We start from the raw sequence: 23,737 nt of genomic DNA on the forward strand, positions 1-23,737 counted from the left end.
AGGTCCCGCCAACTGGCAGGACCTTTTCTATCAAACATTAACTAGTCAGCTTATTTTTTCACCGTGGCTACGGTTGTTTTTGTATCCAGTTCTATTACATCGCTTTCGTTAGCCAGCTCGTTCTTGTGGTCGAAATCCACCAGTACCGGGGCTGCCACGAAGATAGAAGAGTAAGTACCAGTGATCACACCGATCAGCATGGCGAAAGCAAAACCACGGGTTACTTCTCCACCAAATACAAACAAGATCAGGATGGTCAGGAACACCGTGAGCGATGTCATAATAGTACGGCTCAGGGTATTGTTGATGGCGTTATTGATCAAAGTATTCCGGTCGCCGTTTTTAGTGGTGCGGAAGTTCTCCCGGATACGGTCGAATACAATCACCGTATCATTCATCGAGAAGCCAATTACCGTAAGGATGGCCGCGATAAAATGCTGGTCCAGTTCCAGGGGGAAGGGTACTACATCTTTCAGGAAAGAAAACACCGCCAGGGTTACCAATACGTCGTGCAGCAGGGAGAAAATGGTACCCAGGGAGTATTGCCATTTACTAAAGCGCAGCAGGATATAGAGGAAGATTACTACCAGCGAGAAGATTGTTGCTTTAATGGCTCCCCCGCGCAGCGCCACAGAAATCGTAGGCGATACAGTTTCAGACCCAAGCAAGTTCTTGGTCATAAACTGCTCGTAGGTGGTAGACGGGTTATTGTAAGGTTTCAGGCCTTCATACAATTTTTGGGAAACTTCTTTGTCTGCCTGCTGTCCGGCTTCTTCCACTTTATAAGCAGTGGTGATAGAGAGCTGATTAGCGTTACCAAAGGTTTTCACTACCGGCTCGGAACCAAATACATCTTTCAGGTGTTCAGTTACTTTGGCCTGGTCTACCGCCTGATCGAAACGCACCGTGTAGCTGCGGCCACCGGAGAAGTCTACCCCTGCACGGAAACCATGGAAGAAGGATGCAATACCCAACACCATTACAACGGCAGAAATGATATAAGCAAATTTGCGTTTGCCTACAAAATCGAAATTAGCGTGTTTAAAGATCTTACGGGAGATTGGCGTAAAGTATTCGAAGTGGCGGTTCTTGGTAGTCCACCAGTCGGTTACCAGGCGGGATACCATGATACCGCAGAACAGCGACAGCAACAGACCGATAATCTGTGTGGTGGCAAAGCCCAATACCGGGCCAAGGCCGAAGTAAAACAGGATGCAGGCCGTGAGCAGGGAGGTGATGTGACCATCTAACACAGGTGCATATGATTTTTTATAACCGTCGATGATAGCCTGCTGGTAGGTTTTACCACGGCTTAGTTCATCCTTGATACGTTCAAATATAATTACGTTGGTATCTACTGCCATACCCACAGTGAGTACCAGACCGGCAATACCAGGCATCGTGAGCGTCGCTCCCAGGGAAGCCAGTATACCGAAGGTGAACAGCAGGTTCAGGATCAGGGCGATGTTGGCCACGATACCACCGGTATTGTAGTACACCAGCATCAGCACAAAGATCACGGCGAAAGAGATGAGGAAGGAAGTGGCACCGGCGTGGATAGAATCTGCACCGAGGCTGGGTCCTACTACTTGTTCCTGTACAATTACTGCGGGTGCTGGCATTTTACCTGATTCCAGGATATTGGCCAGGTCTTTACCTTCTTCGGGGCTAAAGTTGCCAGAGATAGAGGAAGTGCCACCGGGAATTTCTGCCCGAACAGAAGGAGCAGAATATACGGTACCATCCAGTACTACAGCGATGTAGTTAACGCTGAACGGATCGTTTTCTGCAAAATTGAGCGAAACATCGTGGGTCATTTTGCGCCATTCTCTGGCACCAATGTTATCCATGGTCATATCTACTTCCACCTTGCCTTCGCGTACGTCGCTGCGGGAGCTTACAATACGTTCGCCACCTACACGGGGTGTAGGATTGGCAGGATTTACCTTCAGGCCATACACTTCAATATAACCGTGTTTGTCTTCTTTATTTTCAGGGCCAAAAGACAGCACAAAATCTTTAGGCAAGAGATTTTTTACGGCGGGAATATCGAGGTAAGCACGCAGGGTGGCAGTATCCTTTGGTAAAATATGTCCAATGTAAGGAGCTGGAGCTATCTGGCCATCCTGTGTTACGTTGGGAGCTAAGATGCTGAACAGCGGGTTCTGGCGGCGAATTTCCTCCTGTTGCTGTTCTTTGCTATTGGCAGCTGTAGCGTTCTTATCTTTTTTCTTAGTGCTGTCGCCCAGGTATTGGCTGAGGCTGGCGCTTCCTGCGGAAGTGTCTTTGGCAGTGGTACTTGCAGTGGTGGGTGCAGTACTGTCTTTCTTCGCGGAAGAATCGACAGCAGATTTGCCGGATTGTGCCGCGCGGATCGCTTCATTGATGGGTTGAAGGATCGTGTTATAGGTTTCTGTACTACTCTTATATACCTCGCGGAATTCCAGATTGGCCGTAGCCTGGAGGTATTTGCGCACACGGTCGCGGTTGTCTACACCGGCCAGTTCTACGGAAATGATACCTTTATTTTCATCCAGGCTCACGTTGGGCTGGGAAACGCCGAATTTATCAATACGTTTTTGCAGCACCAGGTAAGTATTCTGGATGGCGGCACGGGTTTCTCGGCGCAGTACGTCCAGTACTTTAGCGTTGGAGGTATTGAAATCAATCTCTTTGGTATATGCATTAGCAAAGATGCCCGCCAGTTTGCCACTAGGATTTATTTCTTCGTAAGCCTGCCCGAACAGGGTTACGTAGTCGGACTGAGAGGTTTTTTTGTGTTCGTTGGCCAGTTTCAGTGCCTGGTTAAAAGCGCCGTCCTTGGAGTGACCAGACAGGGAACGTATTACATCTTCCACACTCACGTCCAGTACCACGTGCATACCCCCTTGCAGATCCAGGCCGAGATTCAGTTCTCTTTCCTTTGCAGTGGCGTAGTTTACGTACCACGGGAAGCCGGCAATCTCTTTATTGCCAACGCTATCGAGGATGGCTTGTTTACGGAGTTTCACCAGATCGGACAGTGTATCCTGGTAGAATGCCTGCTGTTCTGCATTACCAGCATATTTTGTGGTAGCGGCAGGAAAGCTTTTGAACACATCACTTTGTGCCTGTTCATTTACCTTCTTGTCATAATTGCGTACCACAAACGTGAAGGACAATTGATACACAGAGATAAGGATCAGTGCGACGGTAAAAACTCTTACAAGTCCTTTAAGTTGCATATTGTATCGGGTTTAAAAAAAATTTTTTAGAGTTGCAAAGATAGAATTTAAATTGATATATTAAAGAGCCGTTAAAAACCGCCGAAATTTAATAGTGGCGCTGCTTTCAGGCAATGAGGGCAGGAAAGTGGAATTTTTGTGCCTTCTGCCGGCAGAAGCCTGGCAGGACTGGTTCTACATACATTTACAACTTTCAACATTTCAGATGCATTCAGGCAAGGGCCGGCTACAGATCCCTGGTTCCAGGATTTCTAACATACCACACAACCACAGAACGGTGACGCATCAACCCTAATTCGCCAGTTTGGCGAGGTTTAGCACACCCGGACGGATTGTGATGCGCGCAATGTACCTTATTTTCATGATTTTTACTACCAAGTTGAGCCGGACCAGTATTTTTACCCGGCGTACACGATGAAAGGAACGATGACCGCAGCATAGCCGGTAAATAATGTGCTTCCCCGCGCCAGACCATTCCTTTATTAGGATGTTTTCCACCCTTTCCGCCCGCAAGTGACTGAAACTGCTAACCTTGTACCGGTGCGATCTACCTAAATTTTGGGGGGCGCTGTAACTTTTAACAAAAACTTTCGTCTTAGGATGTAAGACTGTGCAAGGGTGCTGTTGCTTCAGGAAACAACAGATAAGCCTGTTTGCCTGCCAAACGGGGAAACCATGAAAATATTACCCGGTCCTGCGACGTTTAATGGATCTATACATTGCACTGCAACCAAAGTCATTATTATTAAACCTTTTGAAACACTTAAATAAAGTTCACCAATATGATCAGACAAAAATTTGCAGGTTTTCTGATGGCTGCCAGCCTCCTGGGAATGACGACAATGACCGCCTGTTTAAAAACATCCAACAGTAGCACCCAGACCACCTGGGCATACTCTACGGTAATCAACGCTTATCCGGATACCGTGGGCGTTAATATAAATGACGGCTCAACCCTGTTAGACACGACCCGATTTAAATTCCGCGACTGGACAGTGCTGCGCGATGTTCCGGGCATTCATAACTACAACTTCACCACTTATCAAACTTCTACACAGGTAGCCGGTTTGGTAGCTGCCAGCTTCGATTCTCTCAGCTATCATACTATTATCCTGTATGGAGTAGGTAAAATTGCCAACCTATCCGAGAATTTCGACGGTACTACTGCCGATTCTGCCAATATCCGCTTCTATCACCTGAGTGATACTACTGCACCGGTAGATGTATACATTAATAACCAGATCGTATTCTCCCAGGTTTCCTACACGCCCAGCACGGGTTTCTTCCAGACCTGGACAAAGTTCCCGGCCTCCAGCAACGCCAACCTGCAGGTGAAATTGCATAGTAACGACTCTGTGATTGTGACCAGAACTATAGACCTGGTGCAAGCAAACGCCTACCAGCTTTACCTCAATGGTTACCTTCACGGCGTTGGATCCCAGAAAATCTATGTGAACCTGGCTTCTTACGCCACCAGTTATTAATGAATATTATAAACCAGATAGCTGGCGTATAATACACATATATATTTTACATATCTAATTCAAAAAGCCCGCAACCATTTGTTGCGGGCTTTTTGAATTAGTAAGGCGTTCCTCTATTTTGCACCATTTAATACAATTATTTTTTTTAGGTTTGTCGGCCAAGGCCATAATCTATTCATCATGACATTTCAATTAGCAGAGCGACTTTCCCGAATTTCTGAGCCACAGACGATCAAAATGGCAAAACTCAGCCGTGAGTTAAAAGCACAAGGTATAGACATAATAGACCTGAGTATAGGCGAACCGGATTTTGATACGCCTGTGCATATCCGCGATGCCGCTAAGAAGGCCTTGGATGAAGGTTATACCCACTACACGCCGGTAGCCGGTTATGCAGACTTGCGTGCGGCGGTAGCGCAAAAGTTTAAACGGGATAATAAGCTGGATTACACCGCAGAACAGATTGTTGTTTCTACCGGTGCCAAACAAAGCATTGCCAACTTAGTGCTTAGCGTAGTAAACCCTGGGGATGAAGTGATCATTCCCACTCCTTACTGGGTAACTTATTCAGAGTTAGTAAGGCTTTGCCATGGCGACATTAAATTTGTGGCATGCAGCGTTGAAAACAATTACAAGATCACCCCTGCTCAACTGGAAGCAGCCATTACTCCTAAAACCAAGCTGTTTATGTTTTCGTCCCCGTGCAATCCTTCGGGTTCGGTATATTCCAAAGCAGAATTGGAAGGCCTGGCAGCCGTATTCCAGCGGCATCCACAGGTATACATCATGTCTGATGAAATTTATGAATATATTAATTACTCCGGACCTCATGAAAGCATTGCTCAATTTCCGGCAATTAAAGACCAGGTGATCATCATCAATGGTTTGAGTAAAGGTTTTGCCATGACGGGCTGGCGTTTGGGGTATACGGCATCGGCACTGCCGCTGGCCAAAGCATTCGACAAAATTCAAAGCCAGTTTACTTCCGCCACCAGCTCTATTTCCCAGCGTGCTGCGGTAACTGCCCTCACCGGCGACCTGCTTACTGCCCAATCCATGGTAGAAGAATTCCGCAAGCGCCGCGACTTCATTGCTGCTGGCCTGGCCGCTATCCCGGGATTGAAGGTGAATGAGCCTGAAGGCGCTTTTTATATGTTTCCCGATATAAGCGCGTTCTTTGGGAAGTCTTTTGAAGGAGAAACCATTGAGAATGCAGACGATCTTTGTATGTTCCTGCTACACAAAGCCCATGTAAGCACGGTAGCCGGCGGGGCTTTCGGAACGCCAAACTGCATACGACTGTCTTACGCCACTAGCATGGATAAGCTGGGTAAAGGCCTGGAACGTTTGGGCACCTGGTTAGGCAAACTTTCTTAACTTATTGTTGCAGGATATAAGATGGCCGGGGCTATAAAGTATAACACCCCGGCCATTTTTCTATCATTACATAACACATTTTTATATATTTGCTGCCAACCTAAAAGACTTTGCCCTAATGAATTTCTCCAATCCCACTACCCTGCTTTACATCGTGCTTACACTGGGAGCGATCTACATGATCTTTACCACTGTGAAAGACCTGGTGAAAAAGCCCAAGGCTGGTGAAGTTACTGCTACGCCCCCCGCTGGCACCACTATTCCTGGGGTGGCACCTATCGCTACAGATCATAAAACATTGCCTTTGCAATTACAGGCCTATGAGCGCCTGGTGTTGCTAGTGGAGCGCCTCACGCCGCAAAGCCTTATCAACCGGGTGTATGATCAGGAGATGAGCGCTACTGAAATGCATGTAGCATTAATATCTACCATTAAAGCGGAATTTGATCATAACATTACCCAACAGATTTATGTAAGCAGCGGAGCCTGGGATGCGGTGAAAACGGTGAAGGAAAACACCATTGCATTGATTAACCAAACCTATTCCTCCCTGCCAGCAGGGGCCACAGCAGCAGATTTAAACAGGGCTATACTCACCATCTATATGCAGTTTCCGGAAGCGCCTACCGACCTGGCCGCCCAGATTATCAGTAGTGAAGCAAAACGTATTATGGGATAACCATTTTACCAGACCATTTCTAAAAAAATACCGGCAGCGAATAATCGTGGCCGGTATTTTTTATGGGATAAGTATTTTTATTGCTTATCTGCGTTAATGACCTCATTCAGTAAATAACCCTTCTCATCAAATAAAATGTACAACGGCGGGCATTTGTACCAGGGTGTATTGCCATCTTTCATGTGTACCTGGATATGCAGGTGTGGTTCGGCGCTGAAACCGGAATTACCGATACAACCCAGGGGATCGCCCTTTTTTACCCAATCATTCACCCTCACCATAACAGAGCCTTTGCGCATGTGGCCCATGAAAATGTAGCAGGTAGAGGTTTCCAGTAATACCTGGTTGGTGTTGGTAGGGCCGCGCTTCATGTTAGGTGGAATATTATCAGGATTGGTATTAAAAGCCCCTATTACGTGACCATCGCAAGGTGCGTAGATGGTGTCACCGAAGCTCACGTAATCGTGCAGGTTGCTAGAAAACACCGTATTAGCGCGGCGCCCGTACTGGTCTAATTTTACAATATCCATGGCATATACGGCACCACGCAGGCTGTAGTGAAACAGATTGGTGGGCAGGCCTTTGCCGCCTTGTAACACAAAGTAGTGGCCGTGTTTAAAAGGCAGGCCCATTTTTACCTGGCGGGGAAGGCCGGTGGTGCCGGTAAAATACAATACAATGAGTACACAAAGCACTATTGCTATAATACGATTAGCCCAGTGTGTCCAGGCGGGGCGCAGACGCACGTTGTCTTTTCGTTTTCTTTGCATGGCGGCGATGACCACCAGCACGAACAGGGCGCCGAAGGTATATTTCGCATACACGCTGAGGAACACCCAGGCGCCATAGAGGTAAACGAATAAGGCCAGGCTCAGGGAAAGAAATACGAGTGATCGGGAATATTGCAGGGGCCGGGCGGCAGCTATCCACAAAAGGAACATACTACCCAGGGCCAGCACCAGCGTTAAGCCCAATAAGATAAAGACAACCATAGCAATTGTTAAGAACCAGGCACAAATTATTAATAAATTTTCACTGGAAGGAAGTCCCGCAATAATTATGTAACATTGCAACTATCGTTTCAATGCCATGGAAAATACCATCAAAACCGATGCCGGCATCGTAATCCAGCCGCTCTACTGCACACCGCTGCCCATGACGGAGCTACCTGGCGTTTTTCCCTTTACCCGGGGCGTACATGCCACCATGTACCGGGATAAGCTATGGACCATGCGCCAATATGCGGGGTTTAGCACTGCCAGGGAGTCTAACAAACGATATCATTACTTGCTGGGCCAGGGTGTAATGGGACTTAGTGTTGCCTTTGACCTTCCCACACAAATTGGTTACGACAGCGATCATCCCATGGCGGAGGGCGAAGTGGGGAAAGTAGGGGTAGCCATCGATTCGCTGGAAGATATGGAGGAGCTGTTTGACGGCATTACCCTGGAGCAGATTACCACCTCTATGACCATCAACGCCACGGGGTTTATCCTGCTGGCCCTTTACATTGCGCTGGCCAAACGTCAAGGGGCCGACTTAAAAAAGATATCCGGCACTATCCAAAATGATATATTAAAAGAGTACGCTGCGCGCGGCACCTATATTTATCCGCCCAAACCTTCTATGCGACTCATCACCGATATTTTTGAATATTGCAGTAAAGAAGTGCCGAAGTGGAATACTATTTCCATTTCGGGTTATCATATCCGTGAAGCCGGTTCCGACGCAGTGCAGGAGCTGGCCTTTACCTTATCTAACGGCAAAGCCTACCTGAAAGCTGCCTTGGCAAAGGGGTTGGACATCAACATATTTGCTAAACGCCTCTCTTTTTTCTTCAATGCGCATAATCACCTGTTTGAAGAAGTAGCCAAGTTTCGGGCTGCAAGGCGCATGTGGGCGCAGATCACCAAAGACCTGGGTGCCACCGATCCCAAGGCACAGATGCTGCGGTTTCACACCCAGACCGGGGGCAGCACTCTTACGGCGCAGCAGCCGCACAACAATATAGTGCGTGTTACCATCCAGTCGCTGGCGGCCACAATGGGTGGAACACAATCGTTGCACACCAATGGTTACGACGAGGCGTTGTCTTTACCCACGGAAGAAGCCGCCCGTATTGCCCTGCGCACCCAGCAGATCATTGGATACGAAAGTGGCGTGGCCGACACGGTAGATCCCTTGGGAGGCTCGTTTTACGTAGAAGCACTGACCAATGAAATAGCCGCCAGGGCCCATCAGCTTATCGAAAAAATAGATGCCATGGGAGGCGCAGTAAGCGCCATTGAGCAAGGCTTTGTGCAGGATGAAATTGCAAAGAGCGCCTACCGCTACCAGCAGGCCATTGAAAAAAACGAAAAAATTATCGTTGGGGTGAATAAATTTACCGTGGCTGCGCAAGTAGCACCAGAGGTATTCCGGATAGACGACAGCATAAGGCAGGCACAATCAGAAAAGCTGGTAGCCCTGCGTGCACGACGCGACAATGAACAGGTACAACGTATTTTACAGGAGCTGGCGCAACAGGCCACCACCACGCAAAACCTTATGCCTATTGTTGTTACCGCCGTAGAAAATTATTGTACACTGGGAGAAATTGCCGATACCCTGCGTAAAGTGTGGGGCGAATACATTTAGCACAGTAGCAAACAAAACCAACCATTCGTAAGGTTTTGGAGGAATAAAGATTTTTACATGAGTTTAATTTATTACAATAGCTGCCCCCTGTGTGGTGCGGCTAAAATTCACCCGAGCCTGAAAGCACAGGATTTTACGGTATCGAATGAAGTTTTCGAGATATGGCATTGCGACGCCTGCACGGGCCGTTTTACCCAAAACATCCCTACCAGCGGGCAGATAGGACGCTACTATGCCGCAGCGGAATATATTAGTCATACCGAAACTAAACAAGGCCTGATTAACCGTCTTTACCACAGTGTGCGCAAGATCACCATGCGCTCCAAACAAAATTGGGTGAAATCTGCCGCCGGCCTAAAGCAAGGCAAATTGCTGGATATTGGGGCAGGTACTGGTGCCTTCCTGCATTACATGCAACAAATAGGCTGGGATGTTACTGGCCTGGAACCCGATGCCGGCGCCCGCGCGAAGGCAAAGGAACTGTACCAGGTGGAGGCTTTGCCGGTAGATAATTTATTTAGCCTGGAAACCAGCCAATACGATGTGATTACCATGTGGCATGTACTGGAACATGTACATGAGATACACGCCTACCTGCAACACCTGCCTATGTTACTGAAACAGGGCGGTGCCCTGCTCATTGCAGTACCTAACTATACTTCCATGGATGCGCAGCACTACGGACCTTTCTGGGCTGCTTACGATGTACCCCGCCATCTTTATCACTTTTCTCCTGCTGCTATGGAAACGTTGTTAAAGCAATACGGTATACAAATTGTGCGGAAACATCCCATGGTGTTCGACGCATTTTATGTAAGCCTGCTGAGTGAGAAGTACAAAACAGGCCGCAGTGGCCTGATTGGTGGCTTCTTTACTGGCTTGCGCTCCTATCGAAAAGGGCTGAAAAAAGTAGACCGTTGCAGTTCCATCGTGTATGAATGCAAAGTAGTGGCAACACCTGAAAAAGACTAAACTTACCGGTCCATTTTCCTACGTGCTAAGGCCACGCTACAATAGCGTGGCCTTAGCACGTATGATCCGTTATGAAAATTATCACCGCATGGCCGCAGCACCGCCCCGCCGAATGACATAGTGCTCTCTAATGCTGGATGACGGCGGGCTGGGCACATGCGGTGTTATTACTTAATACAGGTAGTTTAGCGCAATCAAGTCGTTTGCATTAAACGTACGATTGCCTCCATTGGAACAAGCCAGCATAAAAGAATTGGGATCGCCCCCGCTTGGCGTACCCGCGATAAGAATAGCGCCTACGCCAGCAGATCCTTCGTTGGAAGCGCTGCCCCCGCAACTGTAAGACCGGTTAAAATAATCTGTATGACGGAAACCAATACAGTGGCCCAGTTCATGCTGGATCACCGAGCCAACATATAACACATTGGGATTGGAACCATAGGCCTGCGAATTAGTATTCATACTGATGGCGCTATAAGGATTACCGCTGCTGGTAGGAAACCCGGAAGAGCCTAACGTAATATAACCACCACTAGGCCCCTGGTTAAAACCGGAGATCGTGATATCGGCAGTGCCGCTGGTTATGCGGGTGAAAGTAAGGGAAATGTTGGCGTGGTTATAACGGTTGATGGCCGTATCTGCCCCTGCCACGAAGGCAGTACCCAGGCCGGTAACTTTTATTTTGATGGTGCGGGGCAAATTGGTTACCAGGTTGGTCGTACGGTATTGCTCCGTGTTGGCAACGCGCAGCACAGGACCGGAGAAGGAGGTGGCCAGGTCTTCCTCGCTTAAAAAGATATCGCCTTCCACGAGATAACCGCCGCTCACTTTATGAACATCCGCGGTGCTAAACCCTTTGTTGTAAATGGCGTTTAACGCTGCCTGGGAGATTTCGCCAGATGCTGCGGGGGTTTGGGTATGCTGGTCTTTCTTACAAGATACGACCAATACGACTGCACAAAGGCAGGTCAGAACAATGCTCATTTGCTTTTTCATAGCTCAGATTTTGATTTGAAGTGGGTTAAATATTGGGAAATACAATGCCTGCAACGCATTTCTGCGATGCACAGCAAACGGATCATACAGATTTACTTAATTGTTATAACGTTAACGCATACACGTAATTTTTAAGGCATGCAGTTTAGCAAATAACTCGTTACAGTTATGGCGATAGGTGTATGCCAATGCAGGGCTGCAACCGGTGGTTGAAAACAGCGTACACTACATCATATTGATCAATTAATAAAGCGGAAACAGTTGTGCCAGGATTATCTGAAAGTATTTACTGTAAAGTGTTTTAATGAAAACCGGGTATGATCAAAAACAAATGGATAGCGCTTCAGGTTCTTTGCTCAGTTTAGATTTTAGTTTGCCCCGATTACTTGCTCTTATCTCAATATTAGCAAAATTTTAAGAACCAAAAAAACATTTTTAAAGCCTGTAAAAAAAAATGGAGTGTTGGTTTAATCGCAGTAAAAAGACTTATTATCGTTGTTCCCCTTTTGTAAATCACTATGCTCCTGCGCCTCTCTTTCTATATGTACACGCTGTTTTTTTTGCGCTCTGCCCTGGCCGGCGCGGAGGGTAATCCGGCTATAATCATCAGTAGCTGCCACAATAATTTTAGCGTACATTTCTCCGGCTCCTTTGCTGCGCGGATTCAACAGCCAGGACTAGTATGCAGGTGGAAGGCTGATATTTATTTTTTGCAACATGCAAAGCAGTATTGGCATATGATCAATACAGACACGGTAGGCGACCGTTGGAAAGCCAGTCCTTCTTTATTGCAACTGCTATCTGCCCCAGCGCCGCAGCGCAACCTTACCTTACTGGTAGCTGCGGATAAGCTGCCATGGCCCGCCATACTGCTGCAACCGGGCATTTACAAAATAACCATTGCAGCAGGCGCTGTAGATAGCTTATTATCCCTGAAAGCCGTTCGCTTTGCAGACCTGCCTAAAAAAGTAGTGCCAGAACTGATCATCCGCAGCAGCAACATGTGGCTGAACCGTATTGCCCTGCTGCAACAAAACTACCCGTTACTACAGGGACAAAACATGGTGATCTCTTTAAAAGAAGCGATGTTCGACACCAGTGATATAGATCTGCTGGGCAAAAACATTCCCTCCGGCGTGGCTGCTGCCGGCATCAGCGAGCATGCATCCATTATGGCCACCCTGGCCGCTGGCCTTGGCAATAGTGATGTAACCGGCAAGGGGGTAGCACCCGCTGCACAACTGAGCGGGGCAGATTACAGTACTAACCTGCTGCCGGAGGAAGATGCCTATTATCAACAGTATCACATTGGCGTACAGAATCATTCGTATGGGACCCCATCTGTGGAAAATTACTATGGACTGGAAGCGCTGGCCTTCGACAAGCAGGCATGGGAGCAGGATACACTGGTGCATGTTTTTTCTTCAGGGAATATCGGTGATTCCGTGGCCACTGCCGGAACTTACGCTGGAGTACTGGGTTTTGCTAATTTATCCGGCAATTTTAAACAGGCTAAAAATGTAATCGTCGTAGGGGGCACAGATGCTGACAATACCACGCCCCTGCTAAGTTCTAAGGGACCAGCTTACGATGGCCGCGTAAAACCAGACATCGTTGCGTATGGCGAAGATGGTACTTCGGGCGCTGCTGCATTAACAAGTGGGGTAGCAGCGCTACTGCAACAAGCCTTCCTGCAACAAACGGGGCACAGGCCGGGCAATGCGCTGGTAAAGGGATTGCTGGTAAATAGCGCCACAGACATTGGCCCAGCCGGCGTAGACTATACCAACGGTTATGGAGCCTTGCATGCCGCGAATGCTATGAAAACTTTATTAGCGGGGCGCTATCTAACAGGTGTAGTCAGCAATGGCACCACACAGCACTTCCCGCTAACGGTACCTGCTGGTATGGGCCGGCTAACCGTATCCCTCACGTGGAGCGATCCGCCCGCTGCTATCCATGCGCCCCTAGCCTTGGTAAACGACCTGGACTTGCAGGTACATGCGCCCGATGGGCAATGGCTGCTGCCTTGGGTGTTGGCCCCCCAACCCGCATCCCTGCAAAAACCTGCTATACGTGGCCGCGACAGTCTTAACAACACCGAGCAGGTAACGCTGGACAATCCACTGGCAGGCAGTTACACGCTGATAGTAAATGGTTATCATATTCCAACAGGGCCGCAGCGTTTTTTCATTGTGTACGACTGGCTGCCGGCGCACGTTTTTACCTGGGAATATCCCTTGGGCGGCAGCAAGCTGGAAGCCGCCACCACGCAAACTTTACATTGGTTTTCCCGTGGAGATAACACGGGTAATATTTCGTATAGCCTGGACCGTGGCCACACCTGGAAAACACTGGCCACCACCCTACCCCTGCAAGCCGATGGTTTTGCCTGGGCGCTGCCAGATACTTTTTGCACCGGGTTGCTAAAAATGGAAACCGCCGGTCAGTCGTTTGTGAGCGATACGTTTATGATCTCTCCTAAACCATTGCTACACGTGGGTTTCGACTGCTCCGATGCGGGACTGTTATGGTGGTCCACGCAGGCCGGCGCGGGCAGCTACAGCCTCTCCGCCATCACTGGTAATCTGCTGACGCCGTATAGCCTTACCAGTGATACCAGCCTGCTCCTCCCGGCAGAAGGCCCCTCCTACTTTTCACTGCGGGCCATTACCCCGGACGGCGATACCGGGCTGCAAAGCCTTACGTATAATTATCACACCCAGGGGTTGCAATGTTATATCCAGTCATTAAATGCAGATACGCTGCTGAAAGGCGTATTGTTACAATTACAGTTGGGCACCACTTACCACCTGAATAGCATTCGCTGGGAACGCTTGCTAGGCAATGATTTCAAGACCTTGTTTGTGCAACCAGTGGACGATAGATTATATTATTCCTTTGTGGATACCACTGCATTAACCGGCATCGTGTATTACCGGGTAACCCTGCTCACCGATGCAGGCAGGGCCTATCCCTCTGAGAAAGTAAGGGTAAACCTGCTAGGCTTACATCCTTACTGGCTGTTTCCCAATCCTGCGCAAACACAATTCCAGTTCTTCAGCTATCTAACCGAAAATGTACAGCTACAACTTTTTGATATGAAGGGCCGCCTGGTATTATCCCGCCGTATCAGTAATCCACAAACAACGGTGCCTGTAAACCAGTTAGGGGCGGGCATTTACATATGCGTAGTGTATGAGAAAGGCAGGAGGGTGATGCAACAGCAACTGGTAGTGATAGCTCCCTAATCTTCAAAGGCTACTAAAAAAAACGGACCCATCCCAAAGGACAGGTCCGTACGGTATTTTTTGCCGAAAATATTTACAGGTGGATGGCTTCGTCGTAAGCTACTTCGATCGCATCTTTCACCGCTTCGCTCATTGTTGGGTGTGGGTGTATGGAGTTCAGCACTTCCTGATAAGTAGTTTCCAATGTACGGGCAGTAACGGTTTCCGCAATGATCTCGGTTACGTTAGCACCTATCATGTGGGTACCTAGCCATTCGCCATATTTGGCATCGAAGATCACTTTTACGAAACCTTCCGGAGCGCCGGCTGCACCCGCTTTGCCGGAGGCAGAGTACGGGAATTTGCCCACACGGATTTCGTAACCTGCTTCCTTGGCCGCTTTCTCCGTATAACCCACGGAAGCGATTTCCGGTACGCAGTAAGTACAACCCGGGATGTTCATGTAGTTGATCGGCTCCGGTTTGTGCGCAAATTTCTTTTCGTTGTAAGCGATGGCTTCCACGCAAATGATGGCTTCTTTGGAAGCTACGTGTGCCAGGGCCGGACCAGGAATGATGTCGCCGATGGCAAATACACCCTGTACATTGGTTTGGTAGTATTTATCTACCAATACGCGGCCTTTATCAGTTTTAATGCCCAGTTGTTCCAGGCCAATATTTTCGATGTTGGCAGAGATACCTACTGCGCTCAGCACGATATCCGCTTCGAGCGTAATGTTACCGGTGGCGGTTTTCACACTGGCTTTTACGCCGGTGCCGCTGGTATCTACGCTTTCCACGCTGGCATTGGTCATTACCTCTATACCTTTTTTCTTATAAATTTTTTCCAGCTCTTTGGAGATGTCTTCATCTTCTACCGGCACGATGCGGGGCAGAAATTCTACCACGGTTACCTTGGTACCCATCGTAGCATAGAAGTAGGCAAACTCCACACCGATAGCACCAGACCCTACCACTATCATGGATTTAGGAGCAGTGGGCAATACCAGTGCTTCGCGGTAACCGATTATTTTTTTACCATCAATAGGCAGGTTCGGCAACTGACGGCTGCGGGCGCCTGTGGCCAGGATAATATATTTAGCGTCCTGGGTAGTTACTTTACCAGCGGCATCGGTGATTTCCACCTGGCCTTTGGTTTTTACTTTACCGGTACCCATGATCACATCGATCTTGTTCTTCTTCATGAGGAACTGTACGCCACGGCTATTTTTATCGGCCACGCCACGGCTTCTTTTCACCACTGCGTCGAAGTCGGCTTTAGGATCGGTTACGATCAGGCCATATTCTTTTGCATGATGCATATATTCCAATACCTGGGCGGATTTCAGCAGTGCCTTCGTTGGAATACAGCCCCAGTTCAGGCAGATACCACCAAGGCTTTCTCTTTCTACCACTGCTACTTTAAAGCCAAGCTGTGAAGCCCGGATAGCTGCCACATAACCACCAGGACCGCTACCGATTACGATTACGTCGTATGCCATAGTCTTTTGTTTTTATTTAAACTTGCCAAAGGTAGGGAAAATGTATTAAGTAGTATATATTAAGTCTAACCGGATGCGGATAACCGGCCGTATACATGCGAATTTTCATAATAATATACCGCCCGAGCCTTCCCCGCAGCACCAGGGAACCCGCAGCTGCATTTAAAATTATTTATAAGTAAATGAATATTCACTTATCTTTGCGGCGCCAATGCGAACCAGGGACGAAAATAAAGAGAACAACTTGTTGCAAGAGGCTTTGCAGATGATTGTGCGCGAGGGCTTCGACGGCCTGAGCATGCAAAAGCTGGCCAAGGCAGCAGGGGTGTCGCCTGCTACCATTTATATCTATTTCAAGGACCGGGACGACCTGATCCTGCAATTGTATAAAAGGGAGGTGGAAAAATATTTCGACTATGTGTTGCAGGGATTTGATCCGGAGATGAGTTTTGCCGAAGGCATGAGGGTGCAGTGGAAGCGGCGGGCAGCTTACGTGCTACGACATCCGGCAGTGGGGCATTTCATGGAACACATGGCCTTTACGCCGCTCAGCCTTCACTCCCAGGGCATCCTGGACCCAAAGTTTAACCAGGTTATGTCCAGGTTTTCGCAAAAGGCGATCGACCATGGGGAATTGGTAGAAATGCCATTTGAAATGTATTGGTCTATTGCCTTTTCCCCGCTGATAAACCTGATTAAAATGCACAAAGCAGGCAAGGGCTACCATGGAGCATCCTTTGTACTGACCGATGATATCCTGGAGCGAACGTTGCATCAGGTGTTAAAGGCACTGCAACCCTGACCTGCGAAACAGACCAGCGGCCTTTCTTAGATGTGCCATATTGTTTATCAGGTCTTTTTTTCACAGTTAATAATGAATATTCACTTTTTTGTATGCATGTACTCATGAATCAAATATTGGTCTTTAAAACAAACATTCTTTCGGCCAATGCAGAAGTGCGGGTAGCTTTATTGCTCAATGCCCAATCTAATGTACTGCAATGGTCTATTGATCACGAAGACATCGACGAGGTACTGCGGGTGGTGGTGCTGGGTATGGAAGAAGCCGATCTTATGTCGCTGCTTAACGGCCTTGGCTTGCAGTGTACGCCTCTGCGGGATGAATTAGTACCGGAAAGCCGTTTCCAATTTTAGCTGTCATGCAGCAGGGATACAATTTTCCTTTTTTTTACAAAATAAATAAATGAACATTCATTTTACACCCCTGAAATCAATTACGGCTTGGATCATCTGCGCCCCCATTCCGGGATAGTTACGCGCTTGCGCAGCTATAGGCTTTCCTATAATTGGAATTAAAATCCCCGCAACCTGACTGCTGCGGGGATTTTTTTAAATATGTATACGGTTACCGGTTAGCGCAGGTCTACTACCTCTACTCCTGGGTATTTCTTGGGATCAAAGGTGAAGAGGCCTTCATTTACCGGGACATTGGGTGTAAAGCTGGTGATCTCGTAAGTGAAGCGGTTGCCATCTTTATTGAAAGTTTTAACGCGGTAAATGGTTTGTGTTTTTTTATCCACCGATACCACCACCTTAAAAGTAGGCTTGCTTTTGTCGGTAGGCGTCATTTCAATATTTTGCAGTGACTTGCCTTTTTCGGTGGTTTCATCGGCCAGGCGGTAGAGGTAGTCTTTATCGTAGAAATTGGTGAAAAGTTTAGCCGGCGTTAAGGTGGCGTTGCTTTGGTCTACGTTATTAATAGTTACTTCGTTCGATTCTTTGGTGTAGGTCCAGGAGGTTTTGTTGTCGGAAATTAATTCCTGCCCGTCCATGGCTACCTTATATTTATTGCCTTTCATCCACACCTGGCCTTTTTTGGAATCTGTTACTTTATTATTGGCGCCATCCACTTTGAGTGAGAAGTTGGCTACAACAGTGTTCAACGTTTTAAATTTTTTGCTCACACCGTCGAGGATGGTCTTTGCTTTGGGATCGTTCTGCTGCGCCATGCCAGAAAGCGCAAAGCCGCCGATCAGTAATCCAAAGAGAAAAATTTGCTTCATGTAGTTGATGGTTTAGGTTTTATATTCACTTATCATGGGTAAGACAAATGCCATGCCGGTACGGATTAAGCAGCCGGCATTCGTGGTGTTTAATTGTTAAAGATTTTTAGCGGATACAACAAGATAGCCTTATTTCCGGGTGCGTGGATTATTTTATGCTGAATTAACATTCATTAGCAGTGGGTTTATAACAAGCCATCCAGTATTTCTTCCAGATCTCCATCCGATTTCACCTGTACTTCCCTGGCCTTGCTGCCCATGTTAGGGCCTACAATGCCGGCAGCTTCTAGCTGATCCATGAGCCGGCCGGCGCGGTTGTAGCCTAGTTTCATGCGACGTTGCAGCAAGGAAGTAGATCCCTGCTGGGTTTGCACGATAATGCGGGCAGCCTCTTCAAACAGCGGATCGCGGTCTTGCAGGCTAAATTCTTTGCCTTCCAGGTCTTTTTCATCCACGTATTCCGGCAGTAGAAAGGCGTCGGGGTACCCACGTTGCTGGCCAATAAATTCGGCCACCCGCTCTACTTCCGGGGTATCCACAAAGGCGCATTGCAGGCGCACCAGCTCCCCATTAAAAGACACCAGCATATCGCCCTGCCCGATCAACTGTTCTGCGCCGCCTATATCCAGGATGGTGCGGGAATCTATTTTGGAGGATACTTTGAAGGCTATGCGGGCTGGGAAGTTGGCCTTGATAGTACCTGTAATAATATTTACTGAAGGGCGCTGCGTAGCGATGATGAGGTGAATGCCTACTGCGCGCGCCAACTGTGCCAGGCGGGCAATAGGCATTTCCACTTCCTTGCCGGCGGTCATAATAAGGTCTGCAAATTCGTCGATCACCAGCACGATGAAGGGCAGGTAACGGTGTCCTTTCTCGGGGTTGAGGCGTCGTTGGGTAAACTTGGCGTTATACTCGCGGATATTGCGCGTGCCGGCTTCTTTGAGCAGGTCGTAGCGCAGGTCCATTTCAATACACAGTGCGTTGAGGGTGTGGATCACCTTTTTGGTATCGGTGATGATGGCCTCTTCTTCGCCAGGCAGTTTGGCGAGGAAGTGTTTTTCAATGAGTTTATACAGCGATAGTTCCACCTTCTTGGGATCCACCAGTACAAATTTCAATTGGCTGGGATGTTTCTTATATAGCAGGGATACCAGCAGGGTGTTAATGCCTACAGACTTACCCTGGCCGGTAGCCCCGGCCATGAGCAGGTGGGGCATTTTGGAAAGATCGGCGATGAAATTTTCGTTGTCGATCTTTTTACCAATGGCAATGGGCAGGTCCATGCTACTGTTTTGGAATTTATCCGATGAAAGCATGTTCTTCAGCGACACGATGCTTTTGCGGATATTGGGCACTTCAATACCGATGGTACCCTTGCCTGGTATGGGAGCAATGATGCGGATGCCCAGTGCAGACAGGCTCAGAGCGATATCGTCTTCCAGGTTTTTAATACGGGAAATGCGCACGCCCGCTGCCGGCACAATCTCGTACAGCGTAACAGTAGGCCCTACGGTGGCGCTGATCTTCTGAATAGCGATGTCGTAGTTTTTGAGCGTATCGATAATCTGGTTTTTATTTTTCTCCAGTTCTGCGGCGTCCTGCACCACCTTTTCGGTGCTATGCTGGTCTAGCAGTTCCAGGATAGGATATTTGTAATCGCGCAGGTCCAGGATAGGGTCGTAAGGATCTACACTCACGGGTTGGGCCGGTCCCAGGTCCTGGCTATCGTCTACGGCGGGTTCGTCTTCGAATACGGGTTTTACTTCAAAGGCCACATCCATCGGGGCGTTGTTCTTGCGACGGTTGTTGGCCGGGGCAAAAGTTTCTTCCAGGTCGGGTACTTTTTCATCGTTCATGGCAAAAGGCGGCGGGCCATCTGCCTCTTCCGGCACCAGCACATCCAGTTGTGGGGCATGGGCGGCGGGGATCACGGTAATCAGTGGGGAAACGACGGGCTCTTCGCGTTCTATGAGCTCCATTGTTACGCCGGTTTCTTCAGGATCTATGACAGCGGGCGGAATAACGGTAACGCCTGTATCATTCTTCAGTCCATTCTTTTTGCTTTTGGATTTTTCCATTACCGGCTCCGGTTCGGCGGCCATTTCTTCGACCAGCACTTCGGGTGTTGCTACCGGCTTGGGTTTGGGCTTACGCTGGGGCAGTTTAAATTCGAAGTTAAATTTCCAGATAAGCCAGCAGAAGCCAATTACCAGCAGCAGCAGGCCGGTACCCAGGGTGCCCAGGAAACCGGTAGTCCAACGGTTCAGGGCATTGCCCACGGCACCGCCCCAGGGAAAGCCTGCGTGGCCGGCCACGAAAGCGGTTGCCATGCTAATGTAGAGCAGGCCAAATAAAACGTATTTCACATTGCGCCACACGCGAAATACGCGGCGTCCTACGATGAAGTTAGTACCAAGAATAAAAGCGAAGTAGCAAAACAGGTAGCAGGCCAGCCCGAAACCGTTGTAAAAAAACCAATGGGAGATAAATGCCCCGGACCGGCCCAGGAGGTTTTCCACATGTTCGTCGCCCATGAACATGAGATGAAAGGAATAGCGGAATACCTTGTCCTGGTCTTCTTCCCAGGTAAACAGGTAAGAGGTGAAGGCAATAAACCCCAACAAGGCCAGCAACAGCAACCCCACGCCCAGTACCTTGTGGGTACGTTCGTCCTTTACCAATTCTTTTACCTTCACATCGGCCACCCTATCTGCTTTCAGTACCATCGCGGGATCCTTGGCAGGGGGCGTTTTTTTGCTGTCAGGCTTCTCGTTTTTCAGTTTGTTTTTCGACATATCTCTGGTCAAAATTAAGCCGGCCCGCTGAAAATACCCTAAATATTATTTGGTTTCCAGGGTTGGCAACAATGTAACCCAATTGCTGATGAAATCCACCACGGTGGGCGAGATGGATTGTTCCAGGGTTTTATATTCCCCTACCGTACACTCCTGGCATTCCTGCAACAAATGATTGAGTCCATCAAATTTACGGATCGTAAGCTTTTTATTGCCGCCTTTGCGCAGTTCCGCCTCCATTCCTTTTAAATTCTGGTCTGCGTCTACCTGCACGTCCCGGCTGCCGCCTATGGCCAGGAAGGGGCAATGAATGCGGGGCAAATAAGCTGCCGGGTCAAAGCGCAGGATAGACGACATTTCCGGGCTCATTAAGCTGGTTACAATACTTACTACATATTGTGCTTCGGGCATTTTGGCTTTGTCTTCGGGACTTAGGGCGGCGTATTGTTTTGTTGCTTCCGCAGTAAGTTGCTGCTTTATAATATCTTTTTCTGTTTGGGTGGTCACGATATCAAACAGCGCTTTCATGTTAGACAACCTATTATTCACCACGGTATCAGGTGCACCTATAGAACGGTATACCAGTTCATTTTGTTTTAACATCATGTCTTCCCCTTTCACGCCGGGGCCAGACAGGGAAATAGCGAAAGCCACCTGAGGATTATCTGCCGCTACTACTTGCAGAATATTGCCCCCCTCGCTGTGGCCCAGCAGGCCAATGTGGTTCACATCTACATCCGGCCGGGTGCGCAGGTAGGCAATGGCGGCTTTGGCATCGGAGGCAAAGTCGGCGATGCCTGCAGTGCCGTAGGCCCCGGTGGATGCGCCCACTCCACGGTCGTCGTAGCGAAGTACGGCCACGCCATCACGGGTAAGCTGGTCGGCGATAATCCAAAATGGTTTGTGTCCGAACACGGTTTCATCACGGTCCTGCGGACCGGAGCCGGTGATCATCACCACCACGGGATAACGTTTATTGCGACTGGGCCGTGTAAAAGTGCCGGCCAGCGTAAGCCTGGCGCTGTCGTTAGGGATCAGCACTTCCTGGACCACATAGTTAAAGGGTGGTTTTGGATTTTGGGGCCGGTTGGGCTGTATATCCTGCACGGAGGTTTCGGTGCGGCTGAAACCCGTTGGCAAGCTTAACCCGTTTTGTTTATAACTGCCTATGTAAGCGCTGGCGCGGTAATCCCATACGCCTTCGAAGCGGGCATTGGCAGTGGCTACTTCCAGGAAAAGCGTATCTCCATGCAGGGCTGCGCGGGTAAGCGGCAGGCCGGTTTTCATTTGGTCGGGGCTTAGTAATTGGCCACTGTAGCTAGTATCGCTCTTTTTTTGCAAGATAAGGTTGATGCGAAGCTTATGCCCATTTACATTCAGCACACTGTACCAGTTGCCGGTAATGTCGGGTTGGGGATCTTTCTGGGCCATTGCGGCTGCACCGGTGAGTAAGGCCAGCATAAAAGCAATAACATATTTCATGGCTTTAAATTTATGTTTAATTCAATGGTTCACCACTTCCTGTATCCAGTTAGCCAGCAGCGCCAGCACCGGTGGGGCAATCGTTTGCGGCAACGTAATGTATTCTTCGGGTTTGCAGGTGTTGCATTCCTGCAGCAAATGATTCAGGCCTTCAAATGCTTTGATGGTCACGTTTCGGTTGCCGCCGGTAGCCAGGCCTTCGGCGATGGCTTTTAAATTAGCGCTGGCATCCAGTTGCAGGTCTTTGCTGCCGGATATGGCCAGGAAGGGGCAATGAATATGGGGAAGGTATAACTGAGGGTCGAAACGCAGCACCGACAAGGCTTCCGGCTTGGTTTGCACTTTCAGCAGGCTACGCACATACTTTGCTTCGCTTTCATGGCCCCGCTCTTCGGGCTGGAGCGACTGGTATTTGGCGGAAAGGAAGGCGGCGGCTTTAGCAAGCATCGTGTCTTTGTTGCGCTCTTTTACCAATATATCAAAAAAGGCGGCGTTGCTGCGTATTTCCCGGGTGGCGGAGGCGCTGTCCATCTCCATCATCCCGGCCAGTACGCCCTGTTGGGACAAGCTAATGTCGGCCCCTTTCAGGCCCGGGCCGGAGGCGCTGATCACGAAGGCCACGCCTGGATAGCTTGCCGCAACGATCTGCGCTACTTCTGCGCCCTCGCTATGTCCCAGCAGGCCAATGGCAGTGGTATCTACATCTGGCCGGGATCTCAGGTATTGTATGGCGGCCTGTACGTCTGTTGCAAAGTCAAAGATATCGGCCTTGTCATACTTACCGGTGGAACCGCCCACGCCGCGATCGTCGAACCGCAGCACGGCGATACCGTGATTAGACAGGTAATCAGCGATCACCCAAAATGGCTTATGATGGGGGCGCGACTCGTTGCGATCTTGCGGGCCTGAGCCGGTAATGGTGATGACCGCCGGGTAGCGGCCATCGGGCCGGGGCCGGGTGAATGTACCTGCCAGCCGGATCTGCGCCGTAGCATTCCGGAAACGTACTTCTTCCACCGCGTAGGCAAAAGGTGGCTTCGGCTGTTGAAGGGCGGCGGCAGGGATTTGCGCGGCGGCCATGGCCCATGCACAACAGCCCAAGCCTGTTATGATCCAGTATATTATTCCGGTATGGGCTGCGGGGCTAAGGGCCACGCGGCGGATACAACGGCTTACGAAGCGTACAAAAAAATTCATCCAGGCGTGTTTAGCAGGCGTTGTTGCGGTACATAACTACATCAAATTGCCGACAATCAAGGGATTTCTCTCCATAAAGATTCGTTAAAGCCCTGCCTTATTTTTACCGGCAAACCTCCGGTGCCGTAGCCATTCA

Annotated in this window: 16 protein-coding genes; 8 read left to right on the forward strand and 8 right to left on the reverse strand. The window is 49.0% G+C overall.

The genetic code is table 11. The annotated features are described in order from the left end of the window. Nucleotides 1-50: 50 nt before the first annotated feature. Nucleotides 51-3,224: a protein translocase subunit SecDF gene (secDF, locus tag GA0116948_RS11835; RefSeq protein WP_089712405.1), complete on the reverse strand. Its 3,174-nt coding sequence runs from the start codon at nt 3,222-3,224 to the stop codon at nt 51-53. A gap of 782 nt (nt 3,225-4,006) precedes the next feature. Here secDF and GA0116948_RS11840 point away from each other — a divergent pair. From GA0116948_RS11840 to GA0116948_RS11850, 3 genes are all read left to right on the forward strand, one after another. Next, on the forward strand, nt 4,007-4,708 hold the full coding sequence (locus GA0116948_RS11840; RefSeq protein WP_089712407.1) for a DUF4397 domain-containing protein: 702 nt from the start codon (nt 4,007-4,009) through the stop codon (nt 4,706-4,708). Between the two features lie 180 nt (nt 4,709-4,888). Further along, nucleotides 4,889-6,085, forward strand: coding sequence for a pyridoxal phosphate-dependent aminotransferase (locus GA0116948_RS11845; protein WP_089712409.1), 1,197 nt, complete (start codon nt 4,889-4,891; stop codon nt 6,083-6,085). A 118-nt stretch (nt 6,086-6,203) separates the two neighbouring features. Beyond that, nucleotides 6,204-6,764 (forward strand): DUF7935 family protein, encoded by a 561-nt coding sequence (locus GA0116948_RS11850; protein WP_089712411.1) that lies wholly within the window; start codon nt 6,204-6,206, stop codon nt 6,762-6,764. 77 nt (nt 6,765-6,841) lie between these two features. Here GA0116948_RS11850 and GA0116948_RS11855 read toward each other — a convergent pair whose 3' ends face one another. Continuing rightward, the gene (locus tag GA0116948_RS11855; protein ID WP_089712412.1) at nt 6,842-7,756 is read right to left on the reverse strand and encodes a M23 family metallopeptidase; all 915 of its coding nucleotides are present in this window, start codon (nt 7,754-7,756) and stop codon (nt 6,842-6,844) included. A 97-nt stretch (nt 7,757-7,853) separates the two neighbouring features. Here GA0116948_RS11855 and GA0116948_RS11860 point away from each other — a divergent pair, with 97 nt between their 5' ends. Beyond that, nucleotides 7,854-9,401 carry an acyl-CoA mutase large subunit family protein gene (locus GA0116948_RS11860; RefSeq protein WP_089712414.1) on the forward strand — a complete coding sequence of 516 codons (1,548 nt, stop codon included), beginning with the start codon at nt 7,854-7,856 and terminating at the stop codon, nt 9,399-9,401. A 57-nt stretch (nt 9,402-9,458) separates the two neighbouring features. Continuing rightward, the gene (locus GA0116948_RS11865; RefSeq protein WP_089712416.1) at nt 9,459-10,373 is read left to right on the forward strand and encodes a class I SAM-dependent methyltransferase; all 915 of its coding nucleotides are present in this window, start codon (nt 9,459-9,461) and stop codon (nt 10,371-10,373) included. Nucleotides 10,374-10,544: 171 nt separating this feature from the next. Here GA0116948_RS11865 and GA0116948_RS11870 read toward each other — a convergent pair whose 3' ends face one another. Then, nucleotides 10,545-11,369 (reverse strand): M57 family metalloprotease, encoded by an 825-nt coding sequence (locus GA0116948_RS11870; RefSeq protein ID WP_089712418.1) that lies wholly within the window; start codon nt 11,367-11,369, stop codon nt 10,545-10,547. Nucleotides 11,370-11,887: 518 nt separating this feature from the next. On the opposite strand from GA0116948_RS11870, the gene GA0116948_RS11875 reads away from it, so the two are divergent. Then, nucleotides 11,888-14,620: a S8 family peptidase gene (locus GA0116948_RS11875; RefSeq protein WP_089712420.1), complete on the forward strand. Its 2,733-nt coding sequence runs from the start codon at nt 11,888-11,890 to the stop codon at nt 14,618-14,620. Nucleotides 14,621-14,693: 73 nt separating this feature from the next. Here the strand turns inward: GA0116948_RS11875 and lpdA are convergent, their stop codons facing one another. Continuing rightward, nucleotides 14,694-16,100, reverse strand: a complete 1,407-nt coding sequence (gene lpdA / locus GA0116948_RS11880; RefSeq protein WP_089712422.1) for a dihydrolipoyl dehydrogenase — start codon at nt 16,098-16,100, stop codon at nt 14,694-14,696. A 211-nt stretch (nt 16,101-16,311) separates the two neighbouring features. Here lpdA and GA0116948_RS11885 point away from each other — a divergent pair, with 211 nt between their 5' ends. Both GA0116948_RS11885 and GA0116948_RS11890 read left to right on the forward strand, forming a co-directional pair. Continuing rightward, nucleotides 16,312-16,902 carry a TetR/AcrR family transcriptional regulator gene (locus GA0116948_RS11885; RefSeq protein WP_089712424.1) on the forward strand — a complete coding sequence of 197 codons (591 nt, stop codon included), beginning with the start codon at nt 16,312-16,314 and terminating at the stop codon, nt 16,900-16,902. 104 nt (nt 16,903-17,006) lie between these two features. Beyond that, a complete protein-coding gene (locus tag GA0116948_RS11890; protein ID WP_123891772.1) occupies nt 17,007-17,255 on the forward strand; it encodes a hypothetical protein in 249 nt (82 codons plus the stop codon). Between the two features lie 218 nt (nt 17,256-17,473). Here GA0116948_RS11890 and GA0116948_RS11895 read toward each other — a convergent pair whose 3' ends face one another. The 4 genes from GA0116948_RS11895 to GA0116948_RS11910 form a co-directional block, all read right to left on the reverse strand. Beyond that, nucleotides 17,474-18,124 carry a LolA family protein gene (locus tag GA0116948_RS11895; protein WP_089712427.1) on the reverse strand — a complete coding sequence of 217 codons (651 nt, stop codon included), beginning with the start codon at nt 18,122-18,124 and terminating at the stop codon, nt 17,474-17,476. Between the two features lie 185 nt (nt 18,125-18,309). Further along, nucleotides 18,310-20,922, reverse strand: coding sequence for an FtsK/SpoIIIE family DNA translocase (locus GA0116948_RS11900; protein WP_089712430.1), 2,613 nt, complete (start codon nt 20,920-20,922; stop codon nt 18,310-18,312). A gap of 45 nt (nt 20,923-20,967) precedes the next feature. After that, a complete protein-coding gene (locus GA0116948_RS11905) occupies nt 20,968-22,404 on the reverse strand; it encodes an alpha/beta hydrolase family protein (protein ID WP_089712432.1) in 1,437 nt (478 codons plus the stop codon). Nucleotides 22,405-22,425: 21 nt separating this feature from the next. After that, complete coding sequence (locus GA0116948_RS11910) at nt 22,426-23,601, reverse strand: alpha/beta hydrolase (protein WP_089712433.1); 1,176 nt, start codon at nt 23,599-23,601, stop codon at nt 22,426-22,428. Between the last annotated feature and the right edge of the window lie 136 nt (nt 23,602-23,737).

The organism is Chitinophaga costaii, assembly GCF_900094705.1.
In the GTDB taxonomy this organism is placed as follows: Bacteria; Bacteroidota; Bacteroidia; order Chitinophagales; family Chitinophagaceae; genus Chitinophaga; species Chitinophaga costaii.

What these genes read in the sequence shown, in the direction of transcription:
- secDF (WP_089712405.1), bottom strand. Translation starts at nt 3,224, where the DNA reads ATGCAACTTAAAGGACTTGTAAGAGTTTTTACCGTCGCACTGATCCTT.
- GA0116948_RS11840 (WP_089712407.1), top strand. Translation starts at nt 4,007, where the DNA reads ATGATCAGACAAAAATTTGCAGGTTTTCTGATGGCTGCCAGCCTCCTG.
- GA0116948_RS11845 (WP_089712409.1), top strand. Translation starts at nt 4,889, where the DNA reads ATGACATTTCAATTAGCAGAGCGACTTTCCCGAATTTCTGAGCCACAG.
- GA0116948_RS11850 (WP_089712411.1), top strand. Translation starts at nt 6,204, where the DNA reads ATGAATTTCTCCAATCCCACTACCCTGCTTTACATCGTGCTTACACTG.
- GA0116948_RS11855 (WP_089712412.1), bottom strand. Translation starts at nt 7,756, where the DNA reads ATGGTTGTCTTTATCTTATTGGGCTTAACGCTGGTGCTGGCCCTGGGT.
- GA0116948_RS11860 (WP_089712414.1), top strand. Translation starts at nt 7,854, where the DNA reads ATGGAAAATACCATCAAAACCGATGCCGGCATCGTAATCCAGCCGCTC.
- GA0116948_RS11865 (WP_089712416.1), top strand. Translation starts at nt 9,459, where the DNA reads ATGAGTTTAATTTATTACAATAGCTGCCCCCTGTGTGGTGCGGCTAAA.
- GA0116948_RS11870 (WP_089712418.1), bottom strand. Translation starts at nt 11,369, where the DNA reads ATGAAAAAGCAAATGAGCATTGTTCTGACCTGCCTTTGTGCAGTCGTA.
- GA0116948_RS11875 (WP_089712420.1), top strand. Translation starts at nt 11,888, where the DNA reads ATGCTCCTGCGCCTCTCTTTCTATATGTACACGCTGTTTTTTTTGCGC.
- lpdA (WP_089712422.1), bottom strand. Translation starts at nt 16,100, where the DNA reads ATGGCATACGACGTAATCGTAATCGGTAGCGGTCCTGGTGGTTATGTG.
- GA0116948_RS11885 (WP_089712424.1), top strand. Translation starts at nt 16,312, where the DNA reads ATGCGAACCAGGGACGAAAATAAAGAGAACAACTTGTTGCAAGAGGCT.
- GA0116948_RS11890 (WP_123891772.1), top strand. Translation starts at nt 17,007, where the DNA reads ATGAATCAAATATTGGTCTTTAAAACAAACATTCTTTCGGCCAATGCA.
- GA0116948_RS11895 (WP_089712427.1), bottom strand. Translation starts at nt 18,124, where the DNA reads ATGAAGCAAATTTTTCTCTTTGGATTACTGATCGGCGGCTTTGCGCTT.
- GA0116948_RS11900 (WP_089712430.1), bottom strand. Translation starts at nt 20,922, where the DNA reads ATGTCGAAAAACAAACTGAAAAACGAGAAGCCTGACAGCAAAAAAACG.
- GA0116948_RS11905 (WP_089712432.1), bottom strand. Translation starts at nt 22,404, where the DNA reads ATGAAATATGTTATTGCTTTTATGCTGGCCTTACTCACCGGTGCAGCC.
- GA0116948_RS11910 (WP_089712433.1), bottom strand. Translation starts at nt 23,601, where the DNA reads ATGAATTTTTTTGTACGCTTCGTAAGCCGTTGTATCCGCCGCGTGGCC.